Genomic DNA, 17,680 nt, shown 5'->3' with positions numbered 1-17,680 from the left:
GACCTCACGGGAATTTCCTCTCCTTCGGGAAATGCCCTTTCTCTCGATCGCTCTCTGTGAAATGGAAAAGGCTATGTGTGGGATCGCTGGATGGATCGACTGGAACCAGATACTCGCGCACCGCGAGGATGTCATCGCGGCCATGACGGAGACCATGGCCCCACGCGGCCCGGACGCGCAGGGCGTCTGGCTGTCGGACCATGCCGCCTTGGGGCACCGACGGCTCGCCGTCATCGACATCGAGGGCGGACTGCAGCCCATGGTGCGCGCCGGCCGGGGCGGGCAGGTCGTGGTCACCTTCAGCGGGGAGATATACAACTTTCGTGAGCTGAGGGCGGAACTGCGCGCGCACGGGGCGCACTTCTCGACGCGCTCGGACACCGAGGTGCTCCTCGCCGCCTATCTGCACTGGGGCGCGGATTTCGTCCACCGGCTGAACGGCATGTACGCGTTCGCCCTCTGGGACGGGCGCACCAGGGAACTCCTCCTGGTCCGGGACCGCCTCGGCATCAAGCCGCTCTATTACGCCCCCGTGGGGGCCGGGATCGTCTTCGGCTCCGAGCCGAAGGCGCTGCTCGCCCATCCCGGCATGACGGCCGAGGTGGACCGCGAGGGCATCGCCGAACTCCTCGTGCTGCCCCGGGCCAGGACACCGGGCCACGGCGTCTACCGCACGATGCGCGAGGTGCGCCCGGGATGCGTGGTCATCGCCGGTCCGTCCGGTCGCCGGGAGCACCGGTACTGGCAGCTCGAAGCGCGGCCGCACACGGACGACTTCGCCACCACCGCGGCCGAGGTGCGCTCGCTGCTGCACGACGCGGTCCAGCGGCAGGTCGTCGCCGACGTCCCCGTGGGAACGCTGCTCTCCGGCGGGATCGACTCCAGCGCCATCACCGCCTTGGCGGTCCGGGAACTCGACGCGGAACTGGCGAGCTTTTCGGTAAACGTCGGGACCTCCGCGTACCCGGGGAGTGACACTTGGCGGCCCAGCACCGACGAACCCTTCGCCAAACTGGTCGCCGAGCACCTCGGGATCAAACGCTTCGTGGCCGACGTCAGCGCCGACGACCTCGTCGATGGCATCGACAGCGGACTGCACGCCCGGGACCTGCCGGGCTGGGGAGACCTGGACACCTCCATGTACCACCTGTTCCACCGGGTCCAGGAACAGTGCACCGTCGCACTGTCCGGTGAGGCCGCCGACGAGATGTTCGGCGGGTACACCTGGCAGATCGATGGCGGCTACGTCGGACACACGTCCTTCCCGTGGATGTACGGAAAGCGTCAGCCGGCCCTGCTGCTCCGGGACGACGTGCGCGCCGAGATCGAGCCCGCGCGCTACGAGGCAGAGCGTTACCGCGAGGCGTTGGAGGAGGTGCCGTCGCTGCCGGGCGAGGACGGTGCCCGTCGCCGTGAACGAGAGGTCTTCCACCTGGGACTACACCGCTGGCTGAACGCCCTGCTCGACCGCAAGGACCGGATGAGCATGGCGGTCGGCCTGGAGGTGCGGGTGCCCTTCGCCGACCACCGGCTGGCTGAGTACCTGTTCAACGTACCGCTGGCGCTGAAGGCTCACGGCGGGAGCGAGAAGGCCCTCCTCCGCCGGGCCTGCGCCGACCTGCTGCCCCGCGAAGTCGTGGAGCGGCCGAAGAGCGCCTACCCGGCCAGCCGGGACACTGACTATGTGGAGCGGCTGCGGACCCTGGTCCTGGACTTGGTGGCAGAACCGAACGCGCCCGTGTTCGACCTTCTGGACCGGACGAAGGTCCGTACGGCGGTCACGTCGGAACTGGACCGTCTGCCGGGCCCGATCACCGCGGTGACACCGGCCATCGGTCTGTCCTACCTACTCCAGCTCAACCGCTGGCTGGAGCTGTACGGCGTCCGCATCACCGCCTGAAGCACGCGAGATGGCCCCGGGCACGTGCCCGGGGCCATCTCGCGTGCTTCAGGCGGTGCCCAGGTTCTCCCGTACGAAGCCGAAGAGCCGGGGCAGGCCCGCGTCGACGAAGGCCCAGTCATGACCGCCGGGGCGTTCCCGGTACTCGTGGGAGATCCGGTGGGCGGTCAGGGCGTCGCGCATGTTCCGGTTCATCGCGATCATGCGCGCGTAGTCGTCCTCGCCGACGTCGAGACAGAACCGCGGCGACGCCGTGGCGTTCAGGCCGGCGAGGAGCCGGTACGGGTCGTAGGCCCGTCGGACCGCGCTGCCCACCGGGCCCCAGATCCGTTCGTGATCCTTCACCGTCGGCATCATCAGCCGCGGGTCCGCACGGTGTGGGGCGTAGGGGTCGCCCTCGCGCAGCGGCGCCTCGAAGGCGCCGCCGTGGCTGCCCGCCACCGCGAACACGTCCGGGTGGCGCAACGTCTGGAACAGGGCGGTGGCTCCCCCCATCGAGAAGCCGGCCACGGCGCGCCCCGCACGGGACGCCACGGTGTTGTACCGCTTCTCGACCTGACCGACCACCTCATGGACGAAGTAGTCCTCGTAGCGCCGCCCGCCCACGTCGTTGATGAGCCAGTATCGTCCCGATTCCGGTAGGACCAGGATCATCCGGTGGGCGGCGGCGCAGTCGGCCAGACTGGGGCAGATGAGCCAGGTGTTCCGGTTGCCGCCGTAGCTGTGCAGCAGATATAGGACCGGGAACGGCCTGCCGGTCGCCGTGTAGCCGGGCGGCAGCACTACGCTGACGGACTTCTGCCTCCCGAGGGCCTCGCTCCACCAGGTCTCGGTCACAACTCGCATCACGCGTATCCCGCTCTCGTCGTCAGAGGCCGAGCACGGCGTGCCGGTCGAGCTTCCCCGACCGCGTCCGGGGCAGCGCGGCCACCAGGTGGAAATGCTTGGGAACCATGTAGCGGGGAAGGACGTCCAGGCAGTGCCGCCGCAGCTCCGACACCTCGCACCCGGCGGAGAACGGCACCACGTACGCCTCGATGTGCCGCTCCCCGGAGGTGTCGCCCACCGTGACGCACACCACCTCGCGCACCGCCTCGGCGAGGGCAGACTCGACCTCGCCCAGCTCCACGCGGTGGCCACGGATCTTGACCATGTCGTCGTTGCGGCCCAGGAAGGCGTACTCGCCCCCCGCTTCGATCCGGACCGTGTCCCCGGTCCGGTACGCCTCCAAGGATGTGCCGTCCTCCCGTACGGCCGTCAGGAGCTTCCCGGCCGTGAGGGGAGCGTCCCGCCAGTAGCCGAGCATCACGGACGGGCCGGCGACGCAGAGTTCCCCGGTGACACCCGGCTCCTCGCGCAGCAGCTCACCGGACTCGTCGACGACGAACGTCGTCGTATAGGGACAGGGGCGCCCAATGGGAACGGGTTCCGTCCGTCCCGGCGCCACATCGCCGTCACGCACCCGGTGGAATGTGCACACATTCGTCTCTGTGGGGCCGTACAGGTTGTACAGGTCGGCGTGCGGGAGGAGTTCACGCAGCCGACGCAGCGCACCCAGGGGGAACACCTCCCCCGCGAACAGGACGACGCGCAGCGCGGACGCGTCGAGCAGGACGCTGTTACGGGCCGTCAGCATGCGGTTCAGCGCGTTGGGTACCGAGTACCAGACCGTCACCTTCCGCTCGACGACGACCCGGCTGAGCACCCCGCCCAGCCCGAGCTGGCTTTCGGGGAGCAGCACAACGCACGCTCCGGCCAGACAGGTCGCGAACACGTCCAGCACGGACAGGTCGAAGTGCAGCGGCGCATGGCTGGACACGCGGTCGTGCGCGGTGATGCGGAACTCGGCCACCACCCACTCGACGAAGACCATGGCGTTGGCGTGGGACAGCATCACGCCCTTGGGGTCGCCCTTGGAACCCGAGGTGTAGAGGATGTACGCGGGGGCCGACGGGTCCGCGCCAAGTCCGGCCAGCGGCACCGCCGAAGTCCCGGCCACGGCGTCGGACCAGGCGACGACCCGTGGGTCGGCCGGGGCACCCCGCGTACCGCCGACGGCGACGACCGGGCGGTCCGGCGAGTGGGCTGGCGCCCGCTCCAGCAACCAGGGGACGTGCTCGTCCTGGGTGATGACACCGGCCAGGCGGCAGTCGTCGATGATCTTCGCGGCCCGGTCCAGCGGCGCGCCGGGATCGATCGGGACGTAGGCCGCCCCCGTCCGGAGGATGCCGTACAGGCCCACGATCGACTCGGGCGACTTGCGCAGCCAGAGCCCGACGCGGTCGCCAGCGCCGATGCCCCGCCGGAGCAGGGTCCCGGCCAGCGCAGTGCTGCGCGCGTGCAGTTCGGCATAGGTCAGGGTCTCGCCCTGGAACTCGATGGCCGGAGCGTTGGGCCGGCGGACCGCGGCGGCGTCCAGATAGTCGGTGAGCGTGCGCATGCGGCTCCTGTCAGTTCTCTCGGTCCGGCCAGGTGAGCCCCATGCGCGCGGCGACGACCGCGCGTTGCATGTCCGAGGCGCCCGAGGACAGGGTCATGCCGAGGGCATCCCGGAGGTTTCGCTCGGCGCTCCTGTCGTCGGTGTAACCCAGCGCGCCGTAGATCTGAAGAGCGCTGGTGAACATTTCAACCGCGGCCTCGCTCGTGTACAGCTTGCTCAGCTCGGGCTGGATCCCCGGGTCGGACCCGGCGAGTTCCGCCGCGGCGGACCGGGTGATCAGCCGCGCGAGTTCCCACCGCATCCGCATGTCGACCAGCCGGTTGGACACGGACTGGTAGTGGCCGATGTGTTTGCCGAACTGCCGCCGCCGACGGCAGTACCGGACGCACTCCACCAGTTCGCGCCGCATAACGCCGAGCCAGGGAGCGAGGATGAGGGCCCGCTCGAACGCCATCGTCCGGGCGAAGACGGCAGCACCCTGCTTTTCGGCGCCGAGCCGACGGGACGCCGGGACACGGCAGCCGTCCAGGACGACGTCCCCCCAGGAGGCGGTCCGCAGCCCCAGCTTCTCGCTGCCCAGCGTCACCGTGATCCCTGTGTCGCCCCGCTCGACGAGGAACGCGGTGACGCCGGTGAACCCGAGACTCCGGTCGATCGTGGCGTAGACGAGGAAGAGGTCGGCGACCGGTGCGTTGGTGATGTATCGCTTGTGTCCGTCAAGGACGTAGTGGTCGCCGTCGCGCCGGGCGGTCGCGGTCAGCGCCAGCGCGTCCGAACCCGTACCCGGCTCCGTCATCGCGTGCGCACCGATCGTCCAGCCCGAAGCCAGGGCCGGCAGATACGCCGCGCGCTGCTCCTCGTCACCGAACTCCACTATCGGCAGCTCCACCGCGAGCATGTGCGCTCCCAGCGCCATGAGGAGCCCGTTGTCGTGGCAATTAAAGCCCAGCTCCTCCATGATGTGCGCGTACCGCGGCGGATCGTACCCGCTGCCTCCATACGCAGAGGGCACCAGCAGGCCGTGCACTCCTAGCTCCGCGTAGCGCTTCCAGCCCTCGTGGTCGAAGGTCCCCGACCGGTCGCGCCCGGTGATGCCCTCCCGGAGTTCGGCACCCAGTTTCCGCAGGTCTTCGAAGAGCTTGGCATGGCTGTCATTCCACTCGGACGTCATGATTCTCCATTCGCCCCGACGCGGAGGATGAGTACGGTGAGTCGCCTAGTGGAGATGCGGGGGCACGCGCCGTGCGAGAGCCGGTGGCGTGCCGCCGGGAGGTGACGGCGGGGTCACCGCAGCGTAGGCAGCCGGACCCACAAGGGCAAAGCGAGCGCCGACGGCCGGGTGGACCGTTCAACTGCTGTCCGGGGGCCAGTCGAACACCGGCCACCGGGGGAAAAGCGTCCATGGCGTTCGCGCCGTTTGGGGGGAGGCGTTGCCTCACGGACGTCCATGAGACAACGTTGGGTGGTCATGAGGCGATCCCGGAGGACGCCTCACGGGAGGCTCTTGCGCCCTGGCGGTGCCTCGGCGGTCCCTCGTTCTCCTCGGTCCCTGCCCACAGCCGAGGAGCCACTATGTTCCCCGTTCCTCCGCAAGAGAAGGAACATCCTGCCGACCGCGCCGGGCTCCGGCCTTTCACCGGCACGCGACGCCCCGGCGAACGGCCGGACTCTCACCAGGGAAAGGACGGCATGAGCACGATCTACGCCTTCATCAACGGCCAGGTGGCCATCACCGTGCAGTACTGGGTGGAGCGGTACGAGGAGGTGGACGCCGGTGCCAGGATCGATGTGCGCCGGGCGGAATCGTACGAGGGGAGCCACAACCGTGACGGAGCTGAGGGACACCGCGTCCTTCCCGTCGGCGACGGCGGCATCTGGCGCGTCGACCTGTCGCATCGCATCGACTCCGAGGTGTCGGAGCAGCGCTTCCACCACCACCCCGACTTCCAGGACGGCGACGTCGGCCCGCGCGCCTTCGATGAGGAGCTGTCCACGGACCCGCTTGACTGGACGGAGCGGCGCCTGCTGGACCTGCCCGCGCTGCTCACCGAGAAGGGCCACAAGGACCTGGCGAAGACCATCGACACCGAACAACTGGCGAGGTCCATGCCGCTGATCCGCATGGCGATCGAAGCATCGCTCAAACCGTGAGGCCCTGGTCCGTCGCCGCCGCCTGGAATCCGCGGAGCACGGCGAAGCCGAGCGTGGCGACGAGCCGGGGGACGACGTGAATGAAGGGACACGTGAGTGGGTGACAAGGCACCGGTGGCGGAACTGGCGGACCGTCTGATCGACGGCGAGCTCAGCACGGAGCACGATGTGTTGGCGGCACAGCGCACGGACGAGGCGTACCTGACGCCGTCCGGGTGGCCCCTGTGTTCGGTGTACGCGCGCAGCACCGCGGACGTCGTCGAAACGGTGCGCTGGGCGGCCCGGCACCGCGTGCCCGTCGTGCCGCGGGGGGCGGGCACCGGCCTGGCCGGCGGGGCGCTGGCCGGGGACGGGGCCGTGGTGCTCTCGCTGGAACGCATGACGGCCGTGCGGGAGTTGTCCGTCGACGACCGGCTGGCCGTCGTCGAACCGGGCGTGATCACCGCAGACCTCGCCCGGGCCGCGGACGAGCGAGGGCTGATGTACCCCGTCGACCCCGGCAGTGCGTCGCGCTCGACGCTGGGCGGGAACCTGGCCACGAACGCGGGCGGGTTTCGCTGCTACAAGTACGGCGTCACCCGCGAGTCCGTACTCGGGCTCGAAGTTGTCCTGGCCGATGGAAGAGTTGTCACGACGGGTCACAGGACGGCCAAAGGAGTGAGCGGCTACGACCTCACGGGCCTCTTCGTGGGATCGGAGGGCACCCTCGGGGTCATCACCGGCGCGACGCTCCGGCTGCGGTCGAAGGCCGCTGACCCGCGTGCGACGGTGGCCGCCTGCTTCCCGGACGCTGCCGCGGCGTCACGGGCGTGCCTGGAGTTGGCCCGTGCCGGCCTGCTGCCGAGCTTCCTTGAATTGATTGACGAGGTCACACTGCGGGCGGTGCGTGCATGGCAGCCGCTCGATCTGCCCGGCGAAGGGAAGGCTCTGCTGCTCGCCGAGTTCGACGGTGCGGACGCGAGCGGCGCGGCGGCGCGGATGGGTCGGCTATGCGGGACGCTGAACGCGGTAGTGACGGTCACGACCGACGAGGAGGAGTCCGAGCGGCTGCTCGACGTCCGCAGACAGGCCCTGGGGGCGCTGGAACAGATGGGCAGGACAATGGTCGAAGACTTCGTCGTACCGCGTTCTCGGCTGGGCGAAATGCTGGCGGAGATACGCCGCATCGCCGCCCGGCACGACGTCCTCATTGGGACGGTGGCCCACGCGGGCGATGCCAATCTCCACCCCACCCTGGTGTTCGACCGCGGTGAACGGGCGATACCCCCGCGCGTCTGGGCCGCCGCGGACGACATGTTCCGCACCGCTCTGCGCCTGGGCGGCACGCTTACCGGAGAACACGGCATCGGGACGCTGAAGAGGCGCTGGCTGCGCGACGAACTAGGTGACGACGCGGCGGACGTCCACCGGACGATCAAGAACGCCCTGGACCCGCTCGGAATCATGAATCCGGGCAAGGTCCTGTGAGGGCGCAGGCATCCACACGGCGCAAGACCGGGAACGAGGAAGGTCCGATGGGACAGACAAGCAGTGACGAATGGCCGACGAGGGTGAAGCGCGTCATCATCGACGTCCTCGACCTGGGTATCGGCCCGGATGAACTTGCCGACGATCTCTCGCTGTACTCGTCGACCCTGAAGATGGACTCGATGACGCTCCTGCACCTGCTCGTGACCTTCGAGGGCGAGTTCGGCTTCGAAATCGACGACGAGGACGTCATGAATGCCAACCTCGACACCGTCGGCAGCCTGGTCGGCCTGGTGGTGGACGTGGCGGGGGGAAGCCGGAGCGCAATGGCGGCCGGCGGACGCACGAACGACGGTCTGGGAGGCTGAGGCATGCCGGCGACCGGTGATGCATTCCCCCTCGACAAGGACGACGTGCCCCACCATTGGTACAACGTCCTGGCCGACCTGCCCTTCGAGGTCCCCGCGCCCGGGCCACCCCTGGCCCGGGGCACCGGCGCGCAGGAAGCGCGTACCCTCCGGCCCCAGCTTCCGCTCTCCTTGTACCGGCAGGGCACCGGCAGCGGGCGGTACGTGGAGATCCCCGGGCCGGTCCGCACCGAGTACCAGCGCTGGCGGCCCACGCCCTTGTACCGGGCCACCCGGCTGGAGAAGGCGCTCGACACCCCCGCGCACATTTACTACAAGTTCGAGGGGACCAGCCCGTCGGGTAGCCACAAGATCAACACTGCACTGCCGCAAGCGTACTACTACAGCCGAGCCGGTGTCGCAGAGATGGTGACAGGAACCGGAGCGGGACAGTGGGGCACCGCCCTGGCCATGGCCTGCCACCCGTACGGCATGGAGTGCACAGTCTTCATGGTGCGGTGCAGTTACGAACAGAAGCCCTATCGCGGCACCCTCATGCGGCTCAACGGGGCCCGGGTCATCAAGAGCCCGAGCACGCTTACCGAAGTGGGCCAGGCGGCGCTGCGTGAGAACCCCAATGCGCCGGGCAGCCTGGGCATCGCCAACGCCGAGGCCATCGAGTACGCCGCCACCCGGCCCACCGCGCGCTTCTCCATCGGCAGCGGTGAGAACCACGTCCTGCTCCACCAGACGGTCATCGGCGAGGAGGCTGTGCTGCAGATGCGGCGGGCGGGCGAGTTCCCGGACGTCGTGATCGCCGCGATGGGCGCGGGAAGCAACTTCGCCGGTATCACCTTCCCGTTCTACCGGGAGGCACAGACCCATAACGCCGATCTCCGCTTCGTCGCGGTCGAGCCCGAGGCCTGCCCCAAGATGACCAGGGGCACGTACGCGCTGGACTACACCGACTACTCGGGCGTGACGCCGCGGATGAAGATGTACACCCTGGGGCATAAGTTCGCCGCCTATCACATCCATGCGGGCGGGCTGCGCTACCACGGCGCCGCCCCAATCGTCAGCGCGATGTACGACAACAAGCTGGTCGAGGCGGCGGCCTACGCACAGACCCGGGTCTTCGAGGCCGGCCGCACCTTCGCCAAGGCCGAGGGGATCGTCCCGGCACCAGAGTCCGCGCACGCGGTCGCACACGCCATACAGGAGGCCCTCCAGGCCCGGCGGCAGCGGCGCGGGCGCGTCATCCTCTTCGGTATGAGCGGCCACGGCCTGCTGGACCTCGGGGCCTACGAGCATTTTCTCTCCGGCGAGATGGTCGACTCCGAGCCCAGCGACGAGGAGATCCAGGCATCTCTCAGGAGCCTGCCATAGGAGTCGGGGGACGACTGTGAACGTGTCACAAGCCAATCCGCGACCGCCGTTGCGGGAGATGCTGGGCCTGCTGTCCCGGGCCCGCGAGCTGCTCGATGGGGAGGGCATGCAGGCCGACCGGCTCGGGCGCGTCGCCGCACATCTGCTCGACTGTGTCGTCGACGTCTCGAAGCTGCTGGCCGAGGACCCGGACCTCGACGCCGCCCGCGTGGCCCTCGACTCCGCCCGCTCCGCAGTGGTGGCCGCCACCTGCGCGGTGCGCGAGACCCATGACCGCGGGAAGGTCCGGATACCCCGGGACATCCCCGCCGGTCCGCTCAGCACTCGATGATGTTCACCGCGAGTCCGTGCTGTGCCGTCTCCTTGTACTTGACGGACGTGTCGGGGCCGGCACCGGATCAGCGTTACGCGGTTGTGGAGGGAGAATGCGGTCGCGGTACAGGCCATCCGCAGTATCACGTCGAGAAGGGGGTTGCGGCCTCCCAGGGACGTCCAAAGATTTCTGACCGTAGCGTGAAGCGACTAGTCAGTTGGCCGAACTCTTTGGCGCACTTGGCTCAGGCACACGAGCCACCGCGGTGAATGCGCAGAGCAGCGCCATGAGCCCGAATGCGATTCGCAGGGACATGCCTTGCGCGATGGCCCCCATGACCATCGGTCCAATCAAGAAGCCAATCTGGCTGAGGCCGACCACTCTTGCGACGGCGCGCCCTGTGTTTACGCCCTCCGACTTTCCGGCCAACGAAATTAGCTGGGGCATTACGCAAGCCTGGCCCAGACCGAATAGGGTAAAACCGGCGATGCCGAGCCACGGTGCAGAGGCGACAACCGTAAGCGCGAGGCCCGCTGTGGAGACGACGGCTGAGTAGCGCAGAAGCTGATGGCTGCCCCACCGCACTGTGGCCGAGTCACCCATAAGACGCCCTACGGCCATGGCCACAGCGTAGGCGGCGAAGGCCAATGGAACTTGTTGGGGACTGCCGCCGATCTGGTCGCGCAGGTAGATCCCGCACCAGTCGCTCACCGATCCCTCACACATCATAGCCGCGACCGCGAGGAGGCCGAGCAGCGCCAGACGGTTCCTGGCCTCTCGGTTTTGCTGAGGGCTGGCACGAGCATCCGCATCTTCCGCCGTCTCGATGCGTTCCGCCAAGTCGGGCGGCATGTCTCGCCACATCGCGGCAAGAACGATCAACTGAGCGATGGTCACTACCGCGAAGAGCGTCAACGGCTCAATGCCAACTTGTATTGAACCCGCTCCTACCAGAGCACCTGCGAGGCTGCCGATGCTAAAGGCAGAGTGGAACGAGGACATGACGGGGCGTCCCAGCGCCCGTTCGACGCCGACAGCGGAGGTGTTCATCGCGACGGCCATACATCCGTGCGCCAGGCCTTGGAGGAACAGCGCAGCTGCCAGAAAGAAGGCACTGTCGGCCAGTGCAGGCCCGAGCAAGGTGGCCGCGACGGCCAGGCTGGCGCCTCTCAAGAACAGACTTGTCGGGAGGCGAGTCAGCAGGCGCCCCGACAGTTGCATGGCGACTAGTGCCCCCACCGCCCCCGCGAGCAGTGCGAACCCGAACTCGACGGGCCGAGCCTGAACGTGATGCTGGACGTCGGGTATGCGGGAACTCCAGACCGCTACGGAGATGCCGGTGAATAGAAAGCAAGCCGTCAGGCTGAGGCGACCGGTGGAGTCCGCGCGCTGACGGCTACTCAGAGGCCGTATCAATGGGGTCCCCTGGGGGACTGGGCAGCCTCTGCAGGCGGCTGCCCTGGCGTCTTCGAGGCTGTGCCTAGAGCAGATCTCGGCCATGTGGTCTGGGAGCCCAGCGCTGAGCTTCGCCGAGTGAGCAAATTCAAGGAACTACGGTGTTCGTCGATGACCGACATGTCGAGGAAGCTTCGGAGCATGCCGGGTGCAAGGCTGTCCAGTGCCTGGCCTGCGATAGGTGCCCATTCCTTCGGCTGGGGGCTGACCCGAGCCCTGGAACAGTGTCCCAGGTCCTTGGCCACCAGGGCGGTCAGGACGCCAACCAACGCGATCTCCTCCAGAAAGCGCGGCTCAATGTCAGTGCTCATGCAGCTCAGCAGGCGCGACACCTGCCGGTCGCGCAATACTGGAGCGAGCAAAACCTCAGCCGTCATGCCGTGCTGCGTCAGCCATGGGCGCGATTTGACGAAGTCCCACGGCTTCCCAGTTTCGCTCTCCACGAGACAGCAGGCTTCTCCTGTGTCCCATCGTAGGTAGGGCACCACAGAGGTGTTAAGGACTTCTGAGTTCCACTCGTGATCTGCCGACAGAGGATTCGAAAAGCATGCGGACAGCCGCAGGCCAAGATCCGTGTTGCCGGCGATGCTTGGAATGTCGCGGTGCTCGACGATATTAGGAACCGCGATAACTGACTGAATGCCGCGCGATTTGAAGAACCGGAGCACTGTGATGTCCTCTGGTTCCCCTGGAATAGCACCGCCGTTGGACAGGTATTCCACCAAGGACGCGGCCACGTCCGAGGGTAATACCATGCCTTGTGTCGGCGCGAACCGTCCGATAACGGGAGCCCATGAGGCCCCAGTCAGGGCGGCGAGTCTCACCATTGCAGAGTTGCGCGCACTCCAGTCCGCAAACAAGCTAATCGCCGCATGCGGCATCGAACGCACCGCGTGGTTCAGGTGAAGAGCGAAGTCCTCGCATAGGAGCACATCGTCCTGGAGCAACAAGTGATGCGACGCGCTACGGTCTGCAGCCTGCCAGCCTTCGCGGAAGGTCCTCACGACCCAGGGTGGCTGGTCGGGCTCAGGATCCATGACGATACGCAGATCGAGTTCAGGATGGTTTTCGCGCAGTGTGGCGGCGACATCTGCTCGCGCTGGATGCGTCATGACTGCAGCCGAGATGGTGATTGAGTCAGCGTGCAAGGCGCACCTCGCATTGGTTGTACAGGGGATCTTGATAAGTGGTCAGAGAGGGCTCGGGCTTGGCGCCTTGATCGGAGGGAGTCCTGCCTGCAAGCGGCGTGCGTTGATGACAGCCTCCATCGTCTGGAACGCGTGCACCTTCGCTTCGTGGTAGCCCTTTGTGCGGATCGTCTGGCCTTCCCACCTCCTGTAGAGCAGCGTCGAGATCGGTAGGCTCAGTCCGGCGCCTACCGCAGACGCCAGCAGGCAATAGCCGACGTCCTCGTTCACGCCCAGGCCGGGCCAGCCGAAGTGGGCCAGTGCTGCGTTCCGCCGAACCATCATGTTGTTGGGGTGAAACGGAAAAGGCGATGTCCACTCCTCCTCCAGCTCAAACTGCCTCCAGCGACGTATGTCGTTAATCCAGCGGGGCGTGTGTGAACGGTCGTCGAGCCAAAGACGATTAGTCGCGACCCACACGATGTCCTTATCGAACGCCTGCGTAGCAAGAGATTCGAAGCCGTTAGCATCGAGCATGTCGTCTGCGTCGACCGGGAAGACCCACTCGCCTCGGCTCATCGCCAGGCCGTGGTTGCGGGCCGCTGAGACGCCCTGTGCAATCGGTAGCTGGTGGACCCGGTCTGCCTTCACCTGGGAAACGAGCCCTTGATCCGCACCAGGCCCGTCGACCACGACGATCCATTCCACGGCGGTACCCGTCCGGTTTAGCCGTCGGCGTACCTCCTCGATGCTGCGAGACGTGTCGGGGAGGTGATCCAGGCGTTGGGGGTGGGCCGCGGTGATGAGCGAGATCTGCAGTGGCTCCGGACTATGGTTTTCTGAGTGCGTCTTTGGCGGAGTCCGGGTCATCCCCACTCTGCTCTCGCTGTATGCGGCGGAGACTCTCCCTGCCACGACAAGCAACGGCCGACACCATCGCTCATGGACACCTCGACGTACCCTCCGTTCTCGAGCCAGCGTGGCTGAACGAACTCGGGGGTGAGGTTCGGACAAACGGCGAGTAGTGCGATCCGGAAGAGCGTCCCGTGGCCGACGAGGACGAACGCATTGTCGCTCGGGTCGAACTGGCTCAAGCGGCCTAGCAGAGTTGTGATCCGAGCCGCCGCTGCCCGGGCTGTTTCGCCGCTTGGTGAGAACGGGTGGTCCAGATTGCCCTGAAGCCACCGCTCCCAGGTCCGTCGAATCTGGGAGTCAATCTCCTGATGCAGTCGTCCCTCGGCACTTCCGGCCCGGCACTCCGCTAGTTCCTCGACTATCCGTACATCGCACCCGGCGATCGAGGCGACGATATCGGCGGTCTCGACGGCCCGCCCAAGCGGACTCGAATAGACCGCCCTCACCCCGACAGCCGAAACAAGCCGCTCGCCGGCCAGCCGTGCCTGCTCACGTCCAACAGGGTTCAGGGAGGGGCCGGGGGGTTCCGTGGAGATCCGGAGCACGGTGTTGTCGTCGGTTTGCCCGTGCCTCAAGAAAATGAACCGGGTATTCAATGCCCCGCCCTCGTAAAGAGCGCTCACACGGACGAAGCCTGACGTGCGGGCCGGAACTCGATGGCGGCCTTCGGGTTTCGGTAGAAGAGTTGCTGCACCTGATGGTCGTTGAGACCGATCGATAACATGTTGGCGCGCTGCGTCGTGTATCCGGACGAGCCGGCGGCTACTGCGCCGTCGTCGCGGAGTCGGAGTCCCGAGTGCGCGTCCTGGGTGAGAGGCTCTCCAGCCATCGTGTCGACCTCGATGTGGTCGGTCAACGCGATGAGCCGGTCGGCGCCGAGGTAGTCGATTGTGCGTCGGCAGATCGCGAGGTCGACGTGGCGGCCGTCAAAGTTTAGGCAGGGCATGAGCCGACCGTCGAGGGCAGCGTTGAGCATGGCCGCCGGCACGGGGCCCAGCAAGTCGGGCAGCGTCTCCCGCGTCCAGCGAGGAGCCATCACCTGGGCCAGTTCGTCAACACGACGCCCCATCGCTGCCTTGGAGCGCCAGGCATGGACGAAGTTTCTCGGCATGTCGTTGTAGAGGTGATCGGTGAGCACAAGGAAGGGTGACGACTCGTAGTGGAGATGGAGGTGATCGAGTACGTGCTCGAGCCTGAGGGCGCTGCGGTGGGGATTGTCCCGGTGATAGTGGCCGACGCCGATTCTCACTCCATTGTCATAGAAACGACAGAGCAGTTCGGAAAAAGTCAGTCCGTCGCCGACCGGATCGTCAAGGTCCATCGCATCCGGTGCCATGACCACATACTTCAGGCCGAAGGAGCCGAGTTCCGCCAGCTGAGCCCATTCGTCGGCGGTCGGATACCACTTTCCACGCCGAGGAATACCTCCATCTGGGCCGAGCAACGGCCCTTCAATGCCGAACCCTGCGATGTTCGGAACATCCCCTGCCTGCGAGAGCTCGGAGAAGGCCTGCATAGTGTCGCGCAGTCGTGAGAGGTTTTCACGGCGCAGATAGACGGTGGGCAGGATTTCAAGATCGCGCTGCCCTGCAAGGCTCTGGATGCTCTTAACGTCATCCGGGGACATGGAGGAAAAATCGAAACCGCCAATGCCATGGAAATGGTAGAGAAATGCAGTCACTGTCGCCTCCAACGTGTCACTTCTGTATGCGTTCACTGACGAGCTGTCCCGCAGGTTCTGGGATGTGAGAATGCTGCAGAACGAGGTGGCGTGGGTTGGAAGTGGTCTGCGCGACTAGCTATTCACCTTGATCACCCCGCCAACAGGATCGAACACTTGACGTCACCCGCTTGTCAAGGTGCAACAGGCGCGTGGTTGACCAGAGTTACTCTTACGAGAGTCGTTTGAATCCGTGGATATCCCGGAGTCGGGAGATGGTGCAGTGAACGTTCTGTGCGGTGTTCGGTCGGTGTCTCCGACCCGGCAGGCTTGCGCTGACCTGCAGATCTCTGCAGGCAACAACTATCCCTGTCACGGTGCGAACTCGGGATGGTGGTCGCGGAGGTCGTCACAGGGCCGGCCCCGGCGGCTGCAACTTTGGCTGGAAAGCGACTCACTGAGCCTCTGACTACTGACGGCGTTGAACGCTCGTTGGACATAGCTACGCAACGATGGCTCCTGGTCAGCGGGTTCTCGACCGAGATCACCTATGCCCGCCGGGCGCTTCACATGCTTGTCTGCCCGTCCTCGATCGATCTGTCGCGCAGATCCCACCAGTTCCTGTCCGGACAACCGGCAGCCCACCAGGCGAAGACCGGGACGCGGTGGCGGCGCCTGCCAGCCGTGCGTCAGGCTCTTGTCGCAACGTATGTCGAATTTAGCAGGACTGGCGTATGACGAGGCGGGGTTGAAAGATTACCTTGGGTTCCAGGACTGTCTCTTGGTTGAGCAGGGCGACCATGAGGCGTGCGATTGCGTGGCCCATCTCCTCTAGCGGCTGATGGACCGAGGTGAGCGGCGGATCGGCTTCAATGGCGAGGGGAGAGTCGTCGAAGCCGATGACCGCGACATCGTCGGGGACGCGGCGCCCGGACTCGCGCAGGACCTGCAATGCGCCGATCGCCATGCTGTCATTGGCCGCGAATACCGCGTCCAGCTCAGGGTCGTCGGCAAGCAGGGCTTGCATCGCGGCGATGCCAGAACCACGGGTGAAGTCGCCGTGCTTTGTCCCTCCGGGAGTCGCTCCCGCCTCGGTGAGGGCCCTGCGGAACCCTGTGTAGCGGTCGACGCCAGCCTGGATGTCTAGGGGCCCGGTGATAGTGGCTAGTCGTCGCCGTCCTCGCGCGAGAAGGTGGAGGGCGGCACTTCGGGCACCGTTGCTGTTGTCGAGATCGACCCCGTAGCTTGGGGTGTAACCGGTTGGCGCGCCCACCATGGCGACGGGCATGCCGCACGCTTCGAGTTGCCGCGGCAGCGGGTCATCACTACGCAGCGAGCAGAGCAGGACGCCATCGACATGACGTGCCGTCAGGTAGTTGGTGAGTTGTTCATGGTCCCGCCGGGACTGAGCGAGGGCTAGTATCAGCTGAATTCCGGAGGCAGCAAGGCCTGCGGTAGCGCCACGTACGATGGGAGCGAAGAACGGCTCCTCCCAGAAACCCCGTTCCTCCTCCACGACCACGACGAACGCGACTGTGTCGGTGCGCTGGCGTACCAGTGCGCGAGCCGCCTGGTTCGGTGTATATCCGAGTTCCTCGATGGCGCGGAGTACTGCCTCGCGCGACGCTGGGCTGACGTGTCTGGATCCATTTATGACGCGTGAGGCCGTCCCTCGCCCGACGCCGGCGTGTGCTGCAACGACTTCGAGTGTCGGCCGGCGGCTAGTCACGAAGAAGTTCCCCCTTCGGGCTGTGCCCGGGGTCCGCCGCGTACCTTGGTCGGAATGCCAACGGCGCCTCACGTCACCGCCCGCCGCAAGTGCGTCCGAGCCGGTCGACGTCGCACTTAGTTCTCGACTACCGCACAGGCGCGAGTTGCCCAGATCATCTGATTGGTATCGACACTAGGAGCGGTCCAAGTGTCTCGTCAAGAACAACATCTGGAGTCCGGCGAGTCCTCACGTGAGTTGCGGATCACGCGACACGTGTCGACGCCCGTACCGTATCCGTCGATCGACCGGTCTCGACGGCGCTTCTGAACCGGACATCCAGCCAACCCTTGGGCACCGACGGATGGTCGGAGGCCGTCTCGTCCAGTCGCCCGCTTTTGACCGCACAGTCGTGCTCACTTCGGCCAACGGTCGACCGCGATCATGGAGAAGGGTGCCTCACCGAGACGCAGGTTGTGAAGGTGCGTCTGCTGTCTGACGACGATCCCGGGGGAGCCGTCCACGAAGGACCACCCCGGGCTAGCCGCAATGCCGTGTAGATAGCAGGGGCGTTTCAAAGTCCCCGCGAGCGCTTGACTCCGCAGGTCGCGGCTGTGGAAGGGGTCGGGACTGGCCCGTCACGAACGCAACGAAGCTCCGGTTGAACGGGGTGACCTCCAAGTCGCCTCGAACCACCGGAGCTTCGATGTGCCTTAAGACGCCATTTCGTTTGGTGTGATCTTGCGGCAGTCTGGTGTGGTGACGACTGGGCTTGTGCAGCGGATGGTGCCGGACGGCTTGTGGGAGTTGT

At 66.5% G+C, this 17,680-nt stretch carries 15 protein-coding genes and 1 pseudogene; 6 read left to right on the top strand and 10 right to left on the bottom strand.

The genetic code is table 11. From position 1 onward, the window contains the following. Positions 1-73 precede the first annotated feature (73 nt). Entirely contained in the window at positions 74-1,900 is a 1,827-nt protein-coding gene (asnB, locus tag ACFYW3_RS36635) for an asparagine synthase (glutamine-hydrolyzing) (protein ID WP_389388677.1), read from the top strand. 48 nt (positions 1,901-1,948) lie between these two features. Here asnB and ACFYW3_RS36630 read toward each other — a convergent pair whose 3' ends face one another. Genes ACFYW3_RS36630 through ACFYW3_RS36620 form a run of 3 tightly spaced genes read right to left on the bottom strand, consistent with a single transcriptional unit; the run spans position 1,949 to position 5,511 of the window. Next, a complete protein-coding gene (locus ACFYW3_RS36630; protein WP_389388676.1) occupies positions 1,949-2,746 on the bottom strand; it encodes an alpha/beta hydrolase in 798 nt (265 codons plus the stop codon). Between the two features lie 22 nt (positions 2,747-2,768). Further along, complete coding sequence (locus ACFYW3_RS36625; RefSeq protein WP_389388675.1) at positions 2,769-4,340, bottom strand: amino acid adenylation domain-containing protein; 1,572 nt, start codon at positions 4,338-4,340, stop codon at positions 2,769-2,771. A gap of 10 nt (positions 4,341-4,350) precedes the next feature. After that, the gene (locus ACFYW3_RS36620) at positions 4,351-5,511 is read right to left on the bottom strand and encodes an acyl-CoA dehydrogenase family protein (protein WP_389388674.1); all 1,161 of its coding nucleotides are present in this window, start codon (positions 5,509-5,511) and stop codon (positions 4,351-4,353) included. Between the two features lie 518 nt (positions 5,512-6,029). Between ACFYW3_RS36620 and ACFYW3_RS36615 the strand changes: the two genes are divergently transcribed. From ACFYW3_RS36615 to ACFYW3_RS36595, 5 genes are all read left to right on the top strand, one after another. Then, the gene (locus tag ACFYW3_RS36615) at positions 6,030-6,491 is read left to right on the top strand and encodes a hypothetical protein (RefSeq protein WP_389388673.1); all 462 of its coding nucleotides are present in this window, start codon (positions 6,030-6,032) and stop codon (positions 6,489-6,491) included. A gap of 96 nt (positions 6,492-6,587) precedes the next feature. After that, the gene (locus ACFYW3_RS36610) at positions 6,588-7,958 is read left to right on the top strand and encodes an FAD-binding oxidoreductase (protein ID WP_389388672.1); all 1,371 of its coding nucleotides are present in this window, start codon (positions 6,588-6,590) and stop codon (positions 7,956-7,958) included. Positions 7,959-8,005: 47 nt separating this feature from the next. Beyond that, the gene (locus tag ACFYW3_RS36605) at positions 8,006-8,326 is read left to right on the top strand and encodes an acyl carrier protein (protein ID WP_389388671.1); all 321 of its coding nucleotides are present in this window, start codon (positions 8,006-8,008) and stop codon (positions 8,324-8,326) included. 3 nt (positions 8,327-8,329) lie between these two features. Continuing rightward, the gene (locus ACFYW3_RS36600; protein WP_389388670.1) at positions 8,330-9,691 is read left to right on the top strand and encodes a TrpB-like pyridoxal phosphate-dependent enzyme; all 1,362 of its coding nucleotides are present in this window, start codon (positions 8,330-8,332) and stop codon (positions 9,689-9,691) included. Between the two features lie 16 nt (positions 9,692-9,707). After that, positions 9,708-10,022 carry a hypothetical protein gene (locus ACFYW3_RS36595; protein WP_389388669.1) on the top strand — a complete coding sequence of 105 codons (315 nt, stop codon included), beginning with the start codon at positions 9,708-9,710 and terminating at the stop codon, positions 10,020-10,022. Positions 10,023-10,217: 195 nt separating this feature from the next. On the opposite strand, the gene ACFYW3_RS36590 is transcribed toward ACFYW3_RS36595, so the two are convergent. The 7 genes and pseudogenes from ACFYW3_RS36590 to ACFYW3_RS36560 all read right to left on the bottom strand — a co-directional run. After that, positions 10,218-11,504, bottom strand: coding sequence for an MFS transporter (locus ACFYW3_RS36590; RefSeq protein ID WP_389388668.1), 1,287 nt, complete (start codon positions 11,502-11,504; stop codon positions 10,218-10,220). Beyond that, the gene (locus tag ACFYW3_RS36585) at positions 11,417-12,571 is read right to left on the bottom strand and encodes a hypothetical protein (RefSeq protein ID WP_389388667.1); all 1,155 of its coding nucleotides are present in this window, start codon (positions 12,569-12,571) and stop codon (positions 11,417-11,419) included. The genes ACFYW3_RS36590 and ACFYW3_RS36585 overlap by 88 nt, the downstream gene beginning before the upstream one ends. 78 nt (positions 12,572-12,649) lie before the next feature. After that, positions 12,650-13,456 carry a glycosyltransferase family 2 protein gene (locus tag ACFYW3_RS36580; RefSeq protein WP_389388666.1) on the bottom strand — a complete coding sequence of 269 codons (807 nt, stop codon included), beginning with the start codon at positions 13,454-13,456 and terminating at the stop codon, positions 12,650-12,652. Continuing rightward, positions 13,453-14,124 carry a histidine phosphatase family protein gene (locus ACFYW3_RS36575; protein WP_389388665.1) on the bottom strand — a complete coding sequence of 224 codons (672 nt, stop codon included), beginning with the start codon at positions 14,122-14,124 and terminating at the stop codon, positions 13,453-13,455. Before ACFYW3_RS36575 ends, ACFYW3_RS36580 begins: the two co-directional genes overlap by 4 nt. Next, positions 14,121-15,182 (bottom strand): hypothetical protein, encoded by a 1,062-nt coding sequence (locus ACFYW3_RS36570; RefSeq protein ID WP_389388664.1) that lies wholly within the window; start codon positions 15,180-15,182, stop codon positions 14,121-14,123. Before ACFYW3_RS36570 ends, ACFYW3_RS36575 begins: the two co-directional genes overlap by 4 nt. A 697-nt stretch (positions 15,183-15,879) precedes the next feature. After that, positions 15,880-16,683 (bottom strand): LacI family DNA-binding transcriptional regulator, encoded by an 804-nt coding sequence (locus tag ACFYW3_RS36565; RefSeq protein ID WP_389388724.1) that lies wholly within the window; start codon positions 16,681-16,683, stop codon positions 15,880-15,882. Positions 16,684-16,746: 63 nt separating this feature from the next. Then, positions 16,747-16,890, bottom strand: a pseudogene (locus ACFYW3_RS36560) (LacI family DNA-binding transcriptional regulator); the annotation flags it as partial. Positions 16,891-17,680 lie beyond the last annotated feature (790 nt).

This window comes from Streptomyces sp. NPDC002602, from assembly GCF_042889445.1.
GTDB lineage: Bacteria > Actinomycetota > Actinomycetes > Streptomycetales > Streptomycetaceae > Streptomyces.
This window is presented reverse-complemented; position numbering and strand designations above follow the sequence as displayed.